We start from the raw sequence: 16,726 nt of genomic DNA on the forward strand, positions 1-16,726 counted from the left end.
ACCGTACCCGGGTCCCTCGTCACACCGAGACGCGGGACTCCGCGACTTCCCGCGGTCCGGGAAGCTCCACCGTCGCCGCCTCCTCGCACTGCATCACCCGCGGCAACCGCAGCGCCATCAACGCGCCCAGCACCAGCAGCCCCGCACTCACCAGCAGCGTCACATGCAGCCCGTGCACGAAGGAGTCCTGGGCGGCCCGGCGCAGGGCGACGCCGGCGGGGCCGCCGAGACGGTCGGCGACCTCGTACGCCTCGCCCAGCGAATGCTCCGCCGCGGCCGACGCCCGCCCCGGAACCCCCGGCACGGACGACAGTCCGGGCGCATACGCCGCGTTCATCACGCTTCCCAGCAGCGCGATCCCGATCCCCGCACCGAGCTGGTAAGACGTCTCGCCGATCGCCGCGGCGCCGCCCGCCTGTTCCTGCGGGGCCTCGCTCAGCATCGACTCGTACGCCCCGAACAGCGTCGTCTCCAGGCCGAAGCCCAGCAGCACGAAGCCGAACAGCAGTATGCCGGGATTGTCCTCCCCGGCCACCGCCATCAGCGTCAGCACCGCGACCGCGGTCAGCGCGAACCCGGCGCACACCATGCGCCGCGGCCCGAACCTGCGCAGCATCCGCGCCCCGGCGAGACCCGCCGCCATCGCGGCGAACGTCAGCGGCAGCAGGCGCAGGCCCGTCTCCAGCGGGGAGAGCCCCAGCACCAGCTGCAGATACTGCGCCGCGATCAGCTCCAGCCCGACCAGCGCCAGCATCGCCAGCACGATGCAGCCCACGGATGTGCTGAACGCCGGCCGGGCGAACATCCGCAGGTCGACGAGCGGATGCCTGAGCCGTCGCTGCCTCCGTACGAACAGGACGAGCAGCCCCGCGCCCACCGCCAGCGGCAGCACGGTCATCCCGCCCATCTCCCCGCCCCCGAGTCGCTTGACGCCCAGGACGACCCCGAACAGGCCGACCGTGGCCATCAGCGCGCCGGCCACGTCCCAGGGCCCCTTGCCGTCGCCCTTCGACTCGGGCAGCAGCAGCCGTCCCACCGGCAGGCTGACCAGCATCAGCGGGATGTTGACGAGGAAGACCGAGCCCCACCAGAAGTGCTCAAGGAGGAAACCGCCGAGCAGCGGCCCGACCGCCGCGCCCACCGCGGCCACCGCGCTCCAGATGCCGATGGCGAGGGCCCGCTCACGCCGGTCGGGGAAGACCTGGCGGAGGATCGACAGGGTCGCGGGCATGATCATCGCGCCGCCGACGCCGAGCAGCGCCCGCGCGGCGATCAGCAGCTGGGCGGTGTCGGCGAGGGCCGCCATGGCCGAGGCGACGCCGAACAGGCCGTATCCGAGGAGCAGGACCCGTCTGCGGCCCACCCGGTCGCCGAGCGTGCCGAAGAGGATCAGCAGCGAGGCGCAGACGAGCGGATAGACGTCGACGATCCAGAGCAGTTCTATCGCGCCGGGCTTGAGGTCCTCGGTGACGGCGGGCACCGCCACATGCAGAACGGTCGCGTCGACGGCGACCAGGAGCAGGCTCACGCAGAGGACGACGAGGACGACCCAGCGGTTTGCACCGGCCCCGGCCGCCCGACGGCGCAGCGAAGCGGCCGTGGTCGTCCCGGACATGCACGTACCTCCCAGATGTTCCCTCGCGTTCGGCGGGCACACGGGGTGGGGATCCCCGTGACTCGGCCGGAGAGGAGCGGTGGTCTCCGGCCCGCGCAACGAAAAGCGAGTGACACGTCAATGTACGCGAGAACCCGCCGGTCCTGCGTGGCGGACCTCTCACACGTCCCGCGGAACGCGTGTGGCATACGCCACGCAGTCTCCCCTTCCTCCCCATGGCGCGGGCCGGGCCGGTTCCGCGGGCCGTCGATAATCGGACCCGTGACCGATCTTGCAACGCGCGTGGCACCTCCCCGCCTCAAGGGGGCGGCGGCCAAGGCCCTCCTCGGGTATGCGGCCGTCCGCGCCCTGGGCCTGCTCGCCCTGGCCCTGTGGAGTGCGGCGCGCGACAAGAGCGCGTACACCCTGCTGACCGCCCGCTGGGACTCCGTCTGGTACACGAGGGTCGCCGAGCTGGGCTACGGCTACGAGGTCCGCCTCCCGAACGGCGACATCCACTCCAACCTGGCCTTCTTCCCGCTGCTGCCCTGGCTGGAGCGGCTGCTGCACGCGACGACCCCGCTGTCGTACGCGGGCGCCGGCTTCCTCGTCGCCGTGCTGGCCTCGCTCGCCGCGGCCTGGGGAGTCTTCGCGGTAGCCGACCTTGTGTACGGCCCGCGCGCGGGGTTGTACGCGGTGCTGCTGTGGGCCGTACTGCCCGTCGGGATCGTGCAGTCGATGGCGTACAGCGAGTCACTGTTCACCGCACTCGCCGCCTGGTCGCTGTACGCCGTCCTGACCGGCCGCTGGCTCACCTCCGGCACCCTGGCCCTGCTGGCGGGGCTGACCCGGCCGGTGGGCCTGGCGGTCGTGGCGGCAGTCTGGGCGGCCGGGATCGCCACTTTCGTACGACACCGAAGCGCGGCGCCCATCGACGGCGCACGCGGCCAGGAACGCGCCCCATCTTTCGCCCCCGGCACACCGGAAAACGGCGCATCCGTGCGGCGACGCGCCCTCGCCATGCTGCTCGCGCCCCTCGGCGCCGCCGGATATGTCCTGTGGGTCGGCCACCGCACCGGCGAGGGCCCGCTCGGCTATCTCGACGTCCAGGCGGGCTGGCGCAACGGCTTCGACGGCGGCTGGGCGTTCGCCCGATTCATCGCCGCAAAGTTCACGTCGTTCCCGTCGGCCCTGGCCGGGGTCGGGCTGATCGCCGGCGTGGCCCTGGTCGTCTGGCTGTACCTCGTCTGTGTACGGCAGCGTCAGCCGCTGCCGCTGCTGGTGTACGCGGGTGTCGTCACCGCGCTGGCGCTGTGCGCGTCGAGCTACTTCGGCTCGAAGCCCCGCCTGCTCATGCCCGCCTTCCCGCTGCTGCTGCCCCTCGCCCTGGCCCTGGCCCGGCTGCGAACCACCAGGTCGGTGCTGATGCTGGGCGCCGTAGCGGTCGGCTCGGCGGTGTACGGGGCGTTCTGGCTGAACGGCTCCGGTCCGCCCTGACGGGTCACCGGCGGACCGCTGACGGCGGGTGAGCGCCCAGAGAATTCCCGGCTATCACCCGGTGAACGGATTTATAAGTGGGGCCAAAACCTGACCCCCGAACTGATCAAAGGAATTGAAGGGGAGAGACACAGGGGATTGCGGAATCCTCGGAAATAGAGCCCGTCCTGAGAGCTTTCCCACATCACATCGTCATTACAAAGGGCCAGCCTCTGCGGGTAACTCCACTCACTCCCTGTAACGTCGATCGTGTGCGTACCGAACCAAAGCCGAGCCGGCTCGACCGGATCTTCGCCCGGCTTGACCGTGAACCGGAGCGGCCCGTCCTAGACGTGCCCCGGATGACGCGGCACCGGGTGGTCCTTTTCGGCGCGACGCTCGCCTTCTACATCACGATCGTTCTGGCGGTCGTGACCTCCTCGTGGCTGGTCCGGTTCGACTGGCAGGCGATGCTCTTCCGGCCGTACCAGCAATGGCCGGAGATCCACGCCTTCCTGGACTACTGGGTCGTCCTCGGCCAGCGCGGACCGACCGCCGTGATGGTCGTGGCCTGGCTCGGCTGGCGCTCCTGGCGGCAGCGCACGCTGCGCCCGCTGCTGGCCTTCGGTGCGGCGCTGCTGCTGCTGAACATCACGGTGGCCGCCGTGAAGTACGGCCTGGGCCGCTCCGGTCCGCACTACGCGACCGACATCGGCTCGAACGAGATGTGGCACTGGTTCCAGGCCGGCAGCGACATATTTCCTTCGGGACACACCGCGAACGCCGTGGTGACCTGGGGCATCCTCGCCTATCTGGCCTCCACGCCAGGGACCCGGCGCTGGCTGTCGGCCCTGTCGGCCGTGGTCTCGCTCAGCGTCGGCCTGACCACCGTGTACCTGGGTACGCACTGGCTGAGTGATGTACTGCTCGGCTGGGCCGCGGGTCTGCTGATCCTGCTGGCGCTGCCGTGGTTCGAGCCGCTGGTGGCCCGTGCCGAGGCCGAGATCTTCAGCCTCCGCGACCGCTGGCGCTCCCACCGCGCCACCCCGGCGACCGCCCCGGCCGAGGCACCGACGGCACTCAAGCCGCGCACACCCGCCCAACAGGAGCCCACGACACCCGAGCCGATCTCCACGACACCGGAGCCGGTCTCCACGACACCGGACCTCGTTTCCACGGCGCTCAAGCCGTACACGCCCGCCCAGGAAGCCCCCACGGCACCCGAGCCGGTCCCTACGACACCCGAGCCGGTCTCCACGACACCGGAGCCGGTCTCCTTGGCAACCGAAGCCGCTTCCACGGCCCTCAGACCGCGCGCATACGCGCAGGAGGAGCCCGCGCCGCCGGAGTCGGTCCCCGCAGCACCCGAGCCAGTTTCCTTGGCGACCGAAGCCATTCCCACGACGCTCAGACCGCGCGCACACGCCCAGGAAGAGCCCGGCGCGACCGAGCCGCTCCTCACCGCACCCGAGCCGGTCTCCGCGGCATCGGAGGCCGTTCGCACGGCACCCGAGCCGGTCTCCGCGGCATCGGAGGCCGTTCGCACGGCACCCGAGCCGGTTTCCTTGGGGCCCGAGCCCGTTACCACGACGCTCACGCCGCGCACACACGTCCAGGAAGACACCGGCGCGACCGAGCCGGTCCCCACGGCGCCCGAGCCATTCTCCGCCGCGACGGCGCCCTTCACCGCGGCGCGGTCTCCCAAGGCGCCGGTCTATCTGGCGCCGGGGCCGCACACGGCCCGCTCGGACCGTACGCCGGTCACTCCGGTCGGCAGCCGCCGCCCGCCGCAGGCGGACCGCGTCGCGCGCGGCACGGCCACCTCGGGCCGCCCCTCCCCATGACGGGCGGCATGACGGGCGACTGAGCGCGCACGACACGACGGCCCTGGTTTCCGCGCATCCGACGCGAGGAGCCAGGGCCGTCGTCGTCTCTCAGCCCTTCCAGGCCCGCGCCACCCGGCCGTCCCTGACCTCCAGGTTCAGCCGTCCCGGGCGGTACTCCATGGTGATGATCGCGCCCGGCGGCAGCGACCGCACGGTCGACCACCCCCGGTCACGGGCGTGTTGCTCGGCCGCGCCGGCATCGAGGCCCACATACGAATCCGGGCTGTCCTGAGGTTCGGCGGGGGGTTTCGGAATGGGTGCCATGCCGCCACGCTAGGCCCCATCGAGCGGACACGGAAGCCGGATCCGGCCGCCTTGGGTCCCTGATCCCTCTCGGGTCACACGTTTGTCACAGGATCACGACACGCGTTTCCGATGCGCTCCGTCACACGAACGGGCGCGCGCGTACGCCTTCCGCAGGCATTCGAACGTAATTTCCGCGTGTCGCCCCGGATCTCCGAAAAGCCCGGCGGAAAGTGCCGGAGTAACCGCCACGGATCCGCATTCCATTCCGATTCCGCGTGGGGCCATGAGGGCTGACGTCGCATAGGAAATACACGGCTCAGACACAGAGCCCCGGTCCACCCCCTGCCGCGGGCCTTGGCGCGACGAGCGAAGGGGCGAGCGAGCGATGGGGACCGAGACCGCGCAGGCGGCGATGCGACCCGTGCGGGGCAGGCCGCAGGGCCGGGTGATCGTCGACTGGCTGACGACCACCGACCACAAGAAGATCGGCCATCTCTACCTGATCACGTCGTTCGCGTTCTTCCTCGTCGGCGGCCTGATGGCGCTGATCATGCGCGCGGAGCTCGCCCGGCCGGGGCTGCAGCTCATCGACAATCAGCAGTTCAACCAGTTGTTCACGTTGCACGGCACGATCATGCTGCTGCTGTTCGCGACACCGACCTTCGCGGGCTTCGCCAACGAGCTGATGCCGCTGCAGATCGGCGCCCCCGACGTCGCCTTCCCGCGGCTGAACATGCTGTCGTACTGGCTGTTCCTGTTCGGCGGCCTGATCGTGCTGGGCTCGCTGCTGGTGCCCTCGGGGCCCGCGGCCTTCGGCTGGTTCGCCTACGCGCCGCTGAACAGCGCGGAACGCTCGCCGGGCGTGGGGCCCGACCTGTGGATCATGGGACTCGCGCTGGCCGGGTTCGGCACGATCCTCGGCGCGGTCAACTTCATCACCACCATCATCGGGATGCGCGCCCCCGGCATGACGATGTTCCGGATGCCGATCTTCGTGTGGAACACGCTGTTCACGTCGATCCTGATCCTGATGGCGTTCCCGGTACTGGCGGCCGCGCTGCTGTGTCTGGAGGCGGACCGGCGGTTCGGCTCGCAGATCTTCACGGCGGCGAACGGCGGCGCACTGCTGTGGCAGCACCTCTTCTGGTTCTTCGGGCATCCCGAGGTGTACATCATCGCTCTGCCGTTCTTCGGCATCGTCACGGAGATCATTCCGGTCTTCAGCCGGAAGCCGATCTTCGGCTATCTGACGCTGGTCGGCGCGACGATGGCGATCACCGGTCTGTCGGTGGTGGTGTGGGCGCACCACATGTTCGCGACGGGCGCGGTGCTGCTGCCGTTCTTCTCCTTCATGAGCTTCCTGATCGCCGTGCCGACCGGGGTGAAGTTCTTCAACTGGACCGGGACCATGATCAAGGGATCGCTGTCCTTCGAGACGCCGATGCTGTGGTCGGTGGGGTTCCTGGTGACGTTCCTCTTCGGCGGTCTGACGGGCGTGATCCTCGCCTCGCCCCCGATGGACTTCCACGTCACGGACACCTACTTCGTGGTCGCGCACTTCCATTACGTGGTGTTCGGCACCGTCGTCTTCGCGATCTTCGCCGGGTTCTACTTCTGGTGGCCGAAGCTCACCGGCAAGATGCTCGACGAGCGGCTCGGCAAGATCCATTTCTGGACGCTGTTCATCGGCTTCCACACCACGTTCCTGGTGATGCACTGGCTGGGTGCCGAGGGGATGCCGCGCCGCTACTCGGACTACCTGGCCGCCGACGGCTTCACCGCCCTCAACACCATCTCGACGATCGGCGCGTTCCTCCTCGGCCTGTCGACGCTGCCGTTCCTCTACAACATCTGGAAGACCGCCAAGTACGGCGAGAAGGTCGAGGTCGACGACCCCTGGGGCTACGGGCGCTCCCTGGAATGGGCGACCTCCTGCCCGCCGCCGCGGCACAACTTCCTCACCCTGCCCCGGATCCGCTCGGAGTCCCCGGCGTTCGACCTGCACCACCCGGAGTACGCGGAGCTCGCTCCAGAACGCGAGACGGCCGGTCCCGAGCGGTCCTGATCGTGTCGGCGAGTTCGGCGAGTTCGGCGAGTTCGGCGAGTTCGGCGGGCTCCAGCACCCGGCCGACGGGTCGCCGCCGTCCAGGTGCGAGACCCGCTCGGCCGCCTCCACCAGGGGCACCAGCAGCCGGATGACGGCGTGCGAGGCGCACGCGCGCGTGGCGCGCGTGGAGACGCCTTGGGAGACATACGCGGCGAGATCGTCGGCAGGTGGCTTGCACGGGGTGCCTCGGAGTGATGCGGTCGTCGCGGTCCGGGTCCCAGGCGACCAGGTACCAGCAGCGCCCCGAAGCGCCGCCGCTCGGCGTCCCGAAGCGCGGCCGCTCTGTGTCCCGGCAGAGGTTGGCCGGCTCGGTGGGGACGGCCGGATCGACGGCGGCGGGCTGGGCACCGCGCAGCACCGGCACGGCGAACGCGTTCAGGGCGCCTGCGCGGCACCGCAGCCGGCTCGGCAGGACCTGTGCGAGCTTGGCGAGGGCCGGTACGGAGGTCTCGCCGATGCCTCGGTACCGTGCGCGGCGGCGGCAGCTCGGCGCCGGAACGGGCGTTGACCGGATGGCCCAGCGTCCGCAGCCGGTCCACGTCCCGGCGCACGGTGCGCGGCGTGACGCCGACCTCGCGGACCGGAAGCAGCAGGCCGTCGGCGGTCGCGGCACGGACGTACGGACTGCCCTCGTACGGACTGCCCTCGTACGAACTGCGCCCGTACGAACCGCGCCGCGGTGCCGTCGTGTTCAGTGGCGAGGCGGGGGAACCTCGTCGACGGGCAGCGGTGGACCGAAGAGACCGGGGGCCGGGTCCGGCGCACGGTCGGCGTCCTCCGGGATGACCAGCAGCATGTCCACTTCCAGCTGGTCGGGACGGCGGCCGAGCCGCTTCCTGTTGGCTTTGTGCAGCGCTTGCCAGCCGCCCTTGACGCCGTACCTGCGGGCGATCGAGGTGAGCGTGTCGCCGCTCTTCACGGTGTGCATCCGGCCCTTCAGCCCGTATCTCTTGGAACAGGCGGGCCAGGCCTCCCAGCCCTGCACGGCCACCACCTTCCGGGCGACGGCGATCTGCTCCTCGCGCGAGGCGAGGTCCGCGCGCGGGGCGTACTTCAGGCCGCCGAAGTCCTCCCAGGTGGACTGCCCGAACTGCAGCCCGCCATAGAAGCCGTTGCCGGTGTTGACGTTCCAGCGCCCACTGCTCTCGCACTCGGCGAGGCAGCCCCAGGGCCACTTGCCCTTGCCGCAGTCGCGGGGCCCGAGCAGCGTGTCGAGCAGCGGAACGGGGACCGGCAGCGGTGGCACCTCGTGCGCGGCAGCCGGCGTGACGGTGGCGAGCAGCCCGGCGACGACCAGCGTGATCAGCTTGGTGAACATCGGCTCACGCTAAGCAGTGCGCCGCGTACGGCCGCTGCGGCGCGTCCGGTGTGCCGAGGGCCCCACCCGGTCGGGCGCACCGGACGGGGCCCCGTGCCCGGGGGCGGGGGCGGCTCAGATTTCGAGGCGCTGTCCGGGCACGATCACATTGGGGTCGCCGCCGATGACGGCCTTGTTGGCGGCGTGGATCCGCTGCCAGGTGGTCCCGTACCGGGCGGCGATGCCGCTCAGGGTGTCGCCCTGGCGGACCGTGTAGTCGCCGCGGGACGTACCGCGGTCGCTGTGGGTCGACGGGCGTTCCGGCGCCTCCGGCGGAGCCGCCTTCGCCGTGTCCGAGCCGGTCGCGGGAGCCGCGGGTGCGCTGCCGTACGCTCCGGCCCGTGCCGAGCAGGTCGGCCAGGCACCCCAACCCTGGGCGCGCTGGACCTTGGTGGCTACCGCGATCTGCTGCTCCCTGGAGGCCTGGTCGGCCGTCGCCGCGTAGGCCGTGCCGCCGTACGCGCGCCAGGTGCCGGCGGCGAACTGCAGTCCGCCGTAGTAGCCGTTACCGGTGTTGATGTGCCAGTTGCCGCCGCTCTCGCACTGGGCGATGCGGTCCCAGACTCCGCCGTCCGCCGCCGCGGCGTTGCCGCTCGCGGCCAGCAGTCCGAGGGGGGCGAGCAGAGCTGCCCCGGCGAGGACCGCCGTCGTACGTGTCGTACTCGTCTTGCGGACGTTGTCGCGGTTGGTATCGGCACATTCGGACATGGAAATCCCTCTCCACGGACCCGGGGTCCCCCAAGGCGGGGCGCGCGTCCCGCGATCGGTCGCGGTTCCGCGCGCTCCGCCCCGTCCGCCGGAGGCTGTGCGGTGCTGGCTTCGGTGCGGTCGGCGGACGTACCCGAGCGGTGCTCGTTGCACACGGCGGAGGAATGTACGGACGACAGCCGGGCGGTATCAACCAACTCCTTGTCATTCCAGGCCAGTTCGTCGTTACCTCAGGTATCGGCGATTTTCAGCCACCCACTTCATTCGCCGATTTCGGCATTTGTCGACCAGACATCCAGATGCCCTGTGACTCACATCACTGATCCAACTTCCTTTGCCTTCCCAGTACTTGACAGGGAGTGCCTGCTTCCGGACCCGGTGTGACCCAACGCGTCGGATGGTTCGACTCCGTTCGCCTTGGGGCGTGACTCCCGCCACAGATCGCCCGTTGTCTCTTCATGAGCCCGGGACCCGCCCGGTTCACGGGCCGGGAGCCACCCGGTCCCGATACGCACCACATCCGAGGGAGCCACCCGTGCCGCGCATGCTCGACGTCAGCGACGACGTACGCGCCGAGATCGGCGACGAAGAAGCCGACCGGCTGCTCGCCGGAGAGAATGCCCCTGGCAGTTACGACTGCACGTCCTGCCGAACCCAGGGCGACTCCGAGCAGGAGCGCACCAGCACCGTCCTGTTCATCGGCGACGAGACCGCCGTCCTCGCCTTCGCCCACGCCACCTGTCTGCCCTCGCAGGTCGTCCAGGTCACCGAGGAGCAGCTGCGTGGCGCGGTGCGCTCCATCAGCGGCGACAGCGTCGACCTGGAGCCCGAGAAGATCGTGCCCGAGCAGGCGGTGCTCGGCGTGACCAGCGGACTCGTCCTGATCGCCGGCGAGTTGCACCCGGCGCTGGTCGTCGAGCCGACCGCACCCATCGTGCGGCCCGGCGCGACCGGAGCCGGCGACGACTTCCTGCCGTTGCTCATCGAGCAGGGCTTCATGCCGCTCACCGCGATCGAGTCCACTCCGTCTGTGCTGCACGGCTGGTCGGTACTGCTGGCGATGGGGCAGCTGCATGCGGTGCTCCAGCCGGGTTCCGCCGGGGGACAGCCGGTCGCGTGGTGGCAGGCGCACCAGCCGTTGCAGGTGACCGACGGATGGCGGGTCGCGGCGAACAAGCATCAGCAGGTGTTGATGTTCGCGGCGCCGGTGGGCGCGATCGGGCGGCAGCCGCGGGAGGATCTGCTGCGGGACGCGCTGGACAAAGCGGCGGCCAATGGGAAGTTGGTCGCGGCGGCGTTGCCTCTGGCCGGGACGTGAGTGCGCCTGCTGTCCGGGGGCCACTTGTGGCTCGGCGACTGCGGGTTCATCGTGGCTTGCGCCCCTAATGCATCAGTGACCTGCGATATCGGATTCTGCGCCGCATCCCTTGCGGCTTGGTGTCGTTTGGACATACGTGCACGCATACGACGTTCCCCGCCGCCCGTCCTTCTCGTCGATTCCGTCCGCTCGGGCGGCCGCGGAGAGTTCTGGTGGGTCATCGGCCACGCCGATCTACGACGCGCTCTACTCCGAGTACGTCAAGTCCTTCCGTACGCTGCCGGGTGACCGAAGGGGCGAGGAGGACTTCGGTTTTGTCGCGTTCGGGTATCTCGAACAGGGCGGATCCGGTCCGGGTTCGTGCAGCAGCTCGTACGGCGCCTACAGCATGGGGGCGTACAGCACCCGGCACGGCAGCGGACAGCAGTCGCAGTGGCAGCGGGTCGGACAGCTCCGGCCGCAGGGTACGGGCATGCACTATGTGCCGGCGCTGCCGCCGGGGCCTCGGCGAGGTATCTGAGGTGTGGCAGTGAGAGGGCGGCCCCGCCCGGGGCCGCCCTCTCACTGCCTGCTTCTTCTCACTGCCTGCTTCTTCTCACTGCCTGCTTCTTCTCACTGCCTGCTTCTTCTCACTGCCTACTTCTTCTCACTGCCTACTTCTTCTTCGCGCCGCGCTTCTCGCGTACCCGCACGGAGATATGGATCGGCGTCCCCTCGAAGCCGAACTCCTCGCGCAGCCGGCGTTCGATGAAGCGCCGGTAGCCCGCCTCGATGAAGCCGGAGGCGAAGAGCACGAACCGCGGGGGCTTGGTGCCGGCCTGGGTGCCGAAGAGGATGCGGGGCTGCTTGCCGCCGCGGATGGGGTGCGGGTGGGCGGCGACCAGTTCGCCGAGGAAGGCGTTGAGGCGTCCGGTCGGAACGCGGGTCTCCCAGCCGTCGAGGGCCGTCTCGATCGCGGGGACCAGCTTCTCCATGTGGCGGCCGGTGCGCGCGGAGACGTTCACCCGCGGCGCCCAGGCCACCTGGCCGAGCTCGGTCTCGATCTCCCGCTCCAGGTAGTAGCGGCGCTCCTCGTCGAGGGTGTCCCACTTGTTGAAGGCGAGGACGATCGCGCGTCCCGCCTCCACAGCCATCGTCACGATCCGCTGGTCCTGCACCGAGATGTTCTCGGAGGCGTCGATCAGGATGACCGCCACCTCGGCCTTCTCGACGGCGGCTGCGGTGCGCAGCGAAGCGTAGTAGTCGGCGCCCTGCTGGAGGTGGACGCGCTTGCGGATGCCGGCCGTGTCGACGAACTTCCAGGTGACACCGCCGAGTTCGATCAGCTCGTCGACCGGGTCGCGGGTGGTGCCCGCCAGTTCGTTGACGACGACGCGCTCCTCGCCTGCCACCTTGTTCAGCAGCGAGGACTTGCCGACGTTCGGGCGGCCGATCAGGGCGATGCGGCGCGGGCCGCCGACCGCCGTGCCGAAGGTCTGCGCGGGCGCCTCCGGCAGGGCCTGGAGGACCTGGTCCAGCATGTCGCCGGTGCCGCGGCCGTGCAGCGCGGAGACCGGGTGCGGCTCGCCGAGACCGAGCGACCACAGGTACGCCGCGTCGGCCTCGCCGCTCGGGCCGTCCACCTTGTTGGCGGCGAGCACGACGGGCTTGCCGGCCTTGCGCAGGAGTCGTACGACCGCCTCGTCGGTGTCGGTGGCGCCCACCTTGGCGTCGACGACGAAGACAACGGCGTCGGCGGCCTCGATGGCGTACTCGGCCTGCGCGGCCACGGCGGCGTCGATGCCGAGGACGTCCTGCTCCCAGCCGCCGGTGTCGACGACCTTGAAGCGACGGCCAGCCCACTCGGCCTCGTAGGTGACCCGGTCACGGGTGACGCCCGGCTTGTCCTCGACGACGGCCTCGCGGCGGCCGATGATGCGGTTCACCAAGGTCGACTTGCCGACGTTCGGCCGGCCGACGACGGCGAGCACCGGCAGCGGGCCGTGGCCGGCCGCCTCGATCGCGCCCTCCACGTCCTCAAGGTCGAAGCCCTCCTCGACGGCGAGCTCCATGAACTCCGCGTACTCGGCGTCGCCAAGTGCTCCGTGCTCGTGCTCCTCGCCCGAGCCGCCGGAATGGATCTGGTCGTTCATGAAGTCCGTACCTCGTTCAGTGTGGTGATCGGTGGATTGCCCCTGTATCGGGTGATCCACTACTCAAGTGTCGCTTGGCGCCCGGTGAGACGCCTGGCGTTTTCCAGGTGTGCGGTGAGCTGCTTCTGGATGCGCTCGGTCGCCTCGTCGAGCGCCTTGCGCGTACGCCGGCCGCTGCCGCCCGCCCGTCTCCCACCACCACCCGTATTCGAGCTTCGCACCCCTTCGACGGCCTCGAAGGGGTCGCCGAAGACGACGTCGATGCGGGAGCGCAGTGCGGGCAGCGCCTTTATCAACCGTCCGGGCCGCTCGGAGCTTCCCAGGACGGCGACCGGGACGATCGGGGCGCCGCCGCGCACGGCGAAGTATGCGAGCCCGGCCCGCAGCGCGGCGAAGTCGCCCTCGCCACGGGTGCCCTCCGGGAAGATGCCGAGCACACCGCCGGCCGCCAGCACGCCCAGCGCCCGGGTGATGGCCGTACGGTCGGCGGTCGAGCGGTCCACCTCCAGCTGGCCGACGGACCGCATGAACGGCGCGAGCGGGCCGGTGAACGCCTCCTTCTTGACCAGGAAGTGCGAGGCCCGGGGCGCCACGCCGATGACCATCGGGCCGTCGATGATGTGCGAGTGGTTGACGGCGAGGATCACCGGGCCGGTAGCGGGAACCCGCCAGCCGCCCAGGACTCTCGGCTTCCACAGCCCGTACATCAGGCCGACGCCGATGCGCCGCCCGACTTCCGCGCCCCGCTGCGACGGTGCCGTCACTTCGCTGCCCGCTTCTCCTCGACGAGGGTGACGACGCACTCGATGACCTGCTGGAGGGTGAGGTCGGAGGTGTCCACCTCGACCGCGTCGTCCGCCTTCGCCAGCGGTGAGGTCTTGCGGCTGGAGTCGGCCGCGTCCCGCTTCAGCAGCGCCTCACGGGTGGAGTGGACGTCCGACCCCTTGAGTTCGCCGCTGCGACGGGCGGCGCGCGCCTCGGGAGAGGCGGTGAGGAAGATCTTCAGGTCGGCGTCGGGCAGCACGGTCGTACCGATGTCGCGGCCCTCGACGACGATGCCCCGCGCGGCGGAGGCCGCGATCGAGCGCTGCAGCTCGGTGATCCGCGCCCGCACCTCGGGCACCGCGCTGACCGCGCTGACCTTGGAGGTGACCTCCTGGGTGCGGATCGGCCCGGCGACGTCCGCGCCGTCGACCGTGATCGTCGGGTTGTCCGGGTCGGTACCCGAGACGATCTCCGGCTTCCCGGCCGCGGCGGCGATCTCCGACGGGTCGTCGATGTCGATCCCGTTGTGCACCATCCACCAGGTGATCGCCCGGTACTGGGCGCCGGTGTCCAGGTAGCTCAGGCCGAGCTGCGCGGCCACGGCCTTGGACGTGCTCGACTTGCCCGTGCCGGAGGGGCCGTCGATGGCGACAATCACGGCGGGGGCGGTCGGGGCGGCGCCGTTTTCCACGGATGGACACCTTCCTGGTGCGGTGCGGTGGGAGTGTGCGGGGCGCGATCGTGCCCCGCACAAGGTTACTGGGTTCGGGTCACTCGTCCGGCCCACGGCGCAGGGCCTGTCCGGCGGATCAGACCGCGGGGAATCGGCTCTGACCGATCGACGCCGGGAGGCCCAGGCCCTACTGCCGGATCGCCCAGCCCCGCTCCCGCAACGCCGCCGTCAGCACGGGTGCCGCCTGCGGCTCCACCATCAGCTGCACCAGACCGGCCTGCTGCCCGGTCGCGTGCTCGATCCGTACGTCCTCGATGTTGACCCCGGCCCGTCCGGCGTCCGCGAAGATGCGGGCCAGCTGCCCGGGATGGTCGTCGATCAGCACGGCCACGACCTCGTACACCCGCGGCGCGGAGCCGTGCTTGCCGGGAACGCGGACCTGGCCGGCGTTGCCGCGCCGCAGGACGTCCTCGATACCGGCGGTGCCCTCGTGCCGCTTGGCCTCGTCGGAGGACTGCAGGGCACGCAGGGCACGGACCGTCTCGTCGAGGTCGGCGGAGACGTCCGCGAGGAGGTCGGCGACCGGCCCCGGGTTCGCGGAGAGGATGTCGATCCACATGCCGGGGTCGGACGCGGCGATCCGGGTCACATCCCGAATGCCCTGCCCACACAGCCGTACGGCCGCCTCCTCGGCGTTCTCCAGACGCGCGGCGACCATGCTGGAGACCAGGTGGGGCATGTGGGAGACCAGGGCGACGGCGCGGTCGTGGGCGTCGGCGTCCATGACGACCGGCACGGCGCGGCAGTGCGAGACCAGCTCCAGGGCGAGGTTCAGCACCTCGGTGTCGGTGTCCCGGGTCGGCGTGAGCACCCAGGGACGGCCCTCGAAGAGGTCGCCGGTCGCGGCCAGCGGGCCGGACTTCTCCCGGCCGGACATGGGGTGGGTGCCGATGTACGACGACAGGTCGAGACCGAGCGCCTCCAGCTCGCGGCGTGGACCGCCCTTGACGCTGGCCACGTCGAGATAGCCGCGGGCCACGCCCCGGCGCATGGCGTCGGCGAGCACCCCGGCCACATGGGCGGGCGGGGCGGCGACGATCGCGAGGTCGACGTGACCGTCGGGCGCCTCGTCCGTTCCGGCGCCGAGCGCGGCCGCCGTACGGGCCTGCTCCGGGTCGTGGTCGGCGAGGTGGACGACGACGCCCCGCCCCGCCAGGGCCAGGGCGGCGGAGGTGCCGACGAGGCCGGTGCCGATGACGAGCGCGGTCCTCACTGGGCGATGTCCTTGCGCAGGGCGGCCGCGGCACCGAGGTAGACGTGCGCGATGTCGGCGCGGGGCCTGTCGGACTCGATGTGCGCGAGGACGCGGACGACCCGCGGCATGGCGCCCTGGATGTCCAGTTCCTGGGCGCAGATCAGCGGTACGTCGACGATGCCGAGCTTGCGGGCGGCGGCCGCCGGGAAGTCGCAGTGCAGGTCGGGCGTGGCCGTGAACCAGATGCTGATCAGGTCGTCCGCGGTGAGGCCGTTCCGCTCCAGGATGGCGGTGAGCAGGGCTCCGACCTGCTCGTCCATGTGGTCGGCCTCGTCCATCTCAAGTTGGACGGCGCCTCGGACCGCTCGTACCGCCACGGCTCGGCTCCTTGCTGGTGTACGGATCGTTGGTCCGTCCAGCCTAGTGCCCCGACGGGCGACGTTTGCCGGTCAAGGGCGGCGTCCGGGGCGTGCTCTGGGCATGCCCTCGTCCTGGGTGTACTTGGGCTTGCGTCCGGTGCGGCGAGTGGGGGTGTCTCCTGCCGTGGGAGAGCGTGGCGGGCGTCGCGACGGGGTGAGCGTTGCCTGCCGGGCACTGAGCGGTTTCGGGGAGGTCGGCCGCGGTTCGGCAGCGCCCCGAAGGGGCCGCGGGGCTGTGACATATGCGGCTCCGCCGCGCGGGCGCGACCAGCCACGACGATGCCGCAGTCGACCGACGGCATATCGCCGCGTGGATTCACAGCTGTTGCCGCTTGATGAGGTCCTCCAGTGAGCCGGTGGGGATCTGACCGTTCGGGGTCAGTTTGTCGACAGCCGTCGGCAGTACCTGGGCGAGCTCGGTCGCGGCCACGTCGGGGGTGACGCCTGCCTCGTCGGCGACCTGCTTCAGCGTCTCGTCCGGCAGCGCCTCCCTGATCTGGGCGCCGGTCACGGACTGGTTCTCGCCGGTGCCGACCCAGGAGGCCTTCTGCTCGGCCAGGCCCGCCGTGGTGAGCATGTCGAGCAGTCCGCCCAGGGCGTCGCCGCTCGCGCCCTGGCCGTTCTGCGTGAGGGCCGAGAGCAGCGAGCCCAGCATGTTGCCCCCGGTGCCGCCGCTCTGGCCACCGCCGAGGAGGCCGCCGAGCAGGCTGCCGAGATCGTTACCGGCCATGGTCACGCCTTTCGGGAGAGTGGCCGGGCCACAGGGCGCGGGCCCGGCCTCAGACCCTGC

Annotated in this window: 14 protein-coding genes and 2 pseudogenes; 5 read left to right on the forward strand and 11 right to left on the reverse strand. The window is 70.8% G+C overall.

The features are described 5' to 3' along the window. Positions 1-19: 19 nt before the first annotated feature. Entirely contained in the window at positions 20-1,615 is a 1,596-nt protein-coding gene (locus tag GFH49_RS10225; RefSeq protein WP_155055504.1) for an MFS transporter, read from the reverse strand. Positions 1,616-1,876: 261 nt separating this feature from the next. Between GFH49_RS10225 and GFH49_RS10230 the strand changes: the two genes are divergently transcribed. After that, on the forward strand, positions 1,877-3,091 hold the full coding sequence (locus tag GFH49_RS10230) for a mannosyltransferase family protein (protein ID WP_155055505.1): 1,215 nt from the start codon (positions 1,877-1,879) through the stop codon (positions 3,089-3,091). A gap of 251 nt (positions 3,092-3,342) precedes the next feature. Further along, a pseudogene (locus GFH49_RS10235) lies at positions 3,343-4,383 on the forward strand (phosphatase PAP2 family protein); the annotation flags it as partial. Positions 4,384-5,004: 621 nt separating this feature from the next. Here the strand turns inward: GFH49_RS10235 and GFH49_RS10240 are convergent. Next, entirely contained in the window at positions 5,005-5,220 is a 216-nt protein-coding gene (locus GFH49_RS10240) for an I78 family peptidase inhibitor (RefSeq protein WP_155055506.1), read from the reverse strand. Positions 5,221-5,587: 367 nt separating this feature from the next. Between GFH49_RS10240 and ctaD the strand changes: the two genes are divergently transcribed. Beyond that, positions 5,588-7,267 (forward strand): aa3-type cytochrome oxidase subunit I, encoded by a 1,680-nt coding sequence (gene ctaD / locus GFH49_RS10245; RefSeq protein ID WP_155055507.1) that lies wholly within the window; start codon positions 5,588-5,590, stop codon positions 7,265-7,267. Here ctaD and GFH49_RS10250 read toward each other — a convergent pair. The 3 genes and pseudogenes from GFH49_RS10250 to GFH49_RS10260 all read right to left on the reverse strand — a co-directional run. Continuing rightward, positions 7,161-7,881, reverse strand: a pseudogene (locus tag GFH49_RS10250) (helix-turn-helix transcriptional regulator); the annotation flags it as partial. The gene ctaD and the pseudogene GFH49_RS10250 sit on opposite strands and share 107 nt — an antisense overlap. A 119-nt stretch (positions 7,882-8,000) precedes the next feature. Continuing rightward, positions 8,001-8,627, reverse strand: a complete 627-nt coding sequence (locus GFH49_RS10255; protein WP_155055508.1) for a LysM peptidoglycan-binding domain-containing protein — start codon at positions 8,625-8,627, stop codon at positions 8,001-8,003. 114 nt (positions 8,628-8,741) lie between these two features. Further along, entirely contained in the window at positions 8,742-9,374 is a 633-nt protein-coding gene (locus GFH49_RS10260; RefSeq protein ID WP_155055509.1) for a LysM peptidoglycan-binding domain-containing protein, read from the reverse strand. Positions 9,375-9,909: 535 nt separating this feature from the next. Here GFH49_RS10260 and GFH49_RS10265 point away from each other — a divergent pair. Together GFH49_RS10265 and GFH49_RS10270 are read left to right on the forward strand one after the other, a co-directional pair. Then, complete coding sequence (locus tag GFH49_RS10265; RefSeq protein WP_155055510.1) at positions 9,910-10,692, forward strand: DUF8842 C-terminal domain-containing protein; 783 nt, start codon at positions 9,910-9,912, stop codon at positions 10,690-10,692. Between the two features lie 136 nt (positions 10,693-10,828). Next, positions 10,829-11,212: a hypothetical protein gene (locus tag GFH49_RS10270; RefSeq protein WP_155055511.1), complete on the forward strand. Its 384-nt coding sequence runs from the start codon at positions 10,829-10,831 to the stop codon at positions 11,210-11,212. A 133-nt stretch (positions 11,213-11,345) separates the two neighbouring features. On the opposite strand, the gene der is transcribed toward GFH49_RS10270, so the two are convergent. From der to GFH49_RS10300, 6 genes are all read right to left on the reverse strand, one after another. Further along, the gene (der, locus tag GFH49_RS10275) at positions 11,346-12,824 is read right to left on the reverse strand and encodes a ribosome biogenesis GTPase Der (protein ID WP_155055512.1); all 1,479 of its coding nucleotides are present in this window, start codon (positions 12,822-12,824) and stop codon (positions 11,346-11,348) included. Positions 12,825-12,883: 59 nt separating this feature from the next. Next, entirely contained in the window at positions 12,884-13,627 is a 744-nt protein-coding gene (locus GFH49_RS10280) for a lysophospholipid acyltransferase family protein (RefSeq protein WP_408055893.1), read from the reverse strand. Then, entirely contained in the window at positions 13,585-14,280 is a 696-nt protein-coding gene (gene cmk / locus GFH49_RS10285) for a (d)CMP kinase (RefSeq protein WP_155055513.1), read from the reverse strand. The genes GFH49_RS10280 and cmk overlap by 43 nt, the downstream gene beginning before the upstream one ends. A 169-nt stretch (positions 14,281-14,449) precedes the next feature. Further along, positions 14,450-15,535, reverse strand: a complete 1,086-nt coding sequence (locus tag GFH49_RS10290; RefSeq protein ID WP_155055514.1) for a prephenate dehydrogenase — start codon at positions 15,533-15,535, stop codon at positions 14,450-14,452. After that, positions 15,532-15,894, reverse strand: a complete 363-nt coding sequence (gene aroH / locus GFH49_RS10295; protein ID WP_155055515.1) for a chorismate mutase — start codon at positions 15,892-15,894, stop codon at positions 15,532-15,534. The genes GFH49_RS10290 and aroH overlap by 4 nt, the downstream gene beginning before the upstream one ends. A gap of 358 nt (positions 15,895-16,252) precedes the next feature. Further along, a complete protein-coding gene (locus tag GFH49_RS10300) occupies positions 16,253-16,666 on the reverse strand; it encodes a YidB family protein (protein WP_155055516.1) in 414 nt (137 codons plus the stop codon). Between the last annotated feature and the right edge of the window lie 60 nt (positions 16,667-16,726).

The organism is Streptomyces blattellae (assembly GCF_009709555.1).
In the GTDB taxonomy this organism is placed as follows: domain Bacteria; phylum Actinomycetota; class Actinomycetes; order Streptomycetales; family Streptomycetaceae; genus Streptomyces; species Streptomyces blattellae.

Bases quoted from the DNA above. Each gene is read 5' to 3' on its own strand.
- GFH49_RS10225 (WP_155055504.1), bottom strand. From the start codon at position 1,615: ATGTCCGGGACGACCACGGCCGCTTCGCTGCGCCGTCGGGCGGCCGGG.
- GFH49_RS10240 (WP_155055506.1), bottom strand. From the start codon at position 5,220: ATGGCACCCATTCCGAAACCCCCCGCCGAACCTCAGGACAGCCCGGAT.
- ctaD (WP_155055507.1), top strand. From the start codon at position 5,588: ATGGGGACCGAGACCGCGCAGGCGGCGATGCGACCCGTGCGGGGCAGG.
- GFH49_RS10255 (WP_155055508.1), bottom strand. From the start codon at position 8,627: ATGTTCACCAAGCTGATCACGCTGGTCGTCGCCGGGCTGCTCGCCACC.
- GFH49_RS10260 (WP_155055509.1), bottom strand. From the start codon at position 9,374: ATGTCCGAATGTGCCGATACCAACCGCGACAACGTCCGCAAGACGAGT.
- der (WP_155055512.1), bottom strand. From the start codon at position 12,824: ATGAACGACCAGATCCATTCCGGCGGCTCGGGCGAGGAGCACGAGCAC.
- GFH49_RS10300 (WP_155055516.1), bottom strand. From the start codon at position 16,666: ATGGCCGGTAACGATCTCGGCAGCCTGCTCGGCGGCCTCCTCGGCGGT.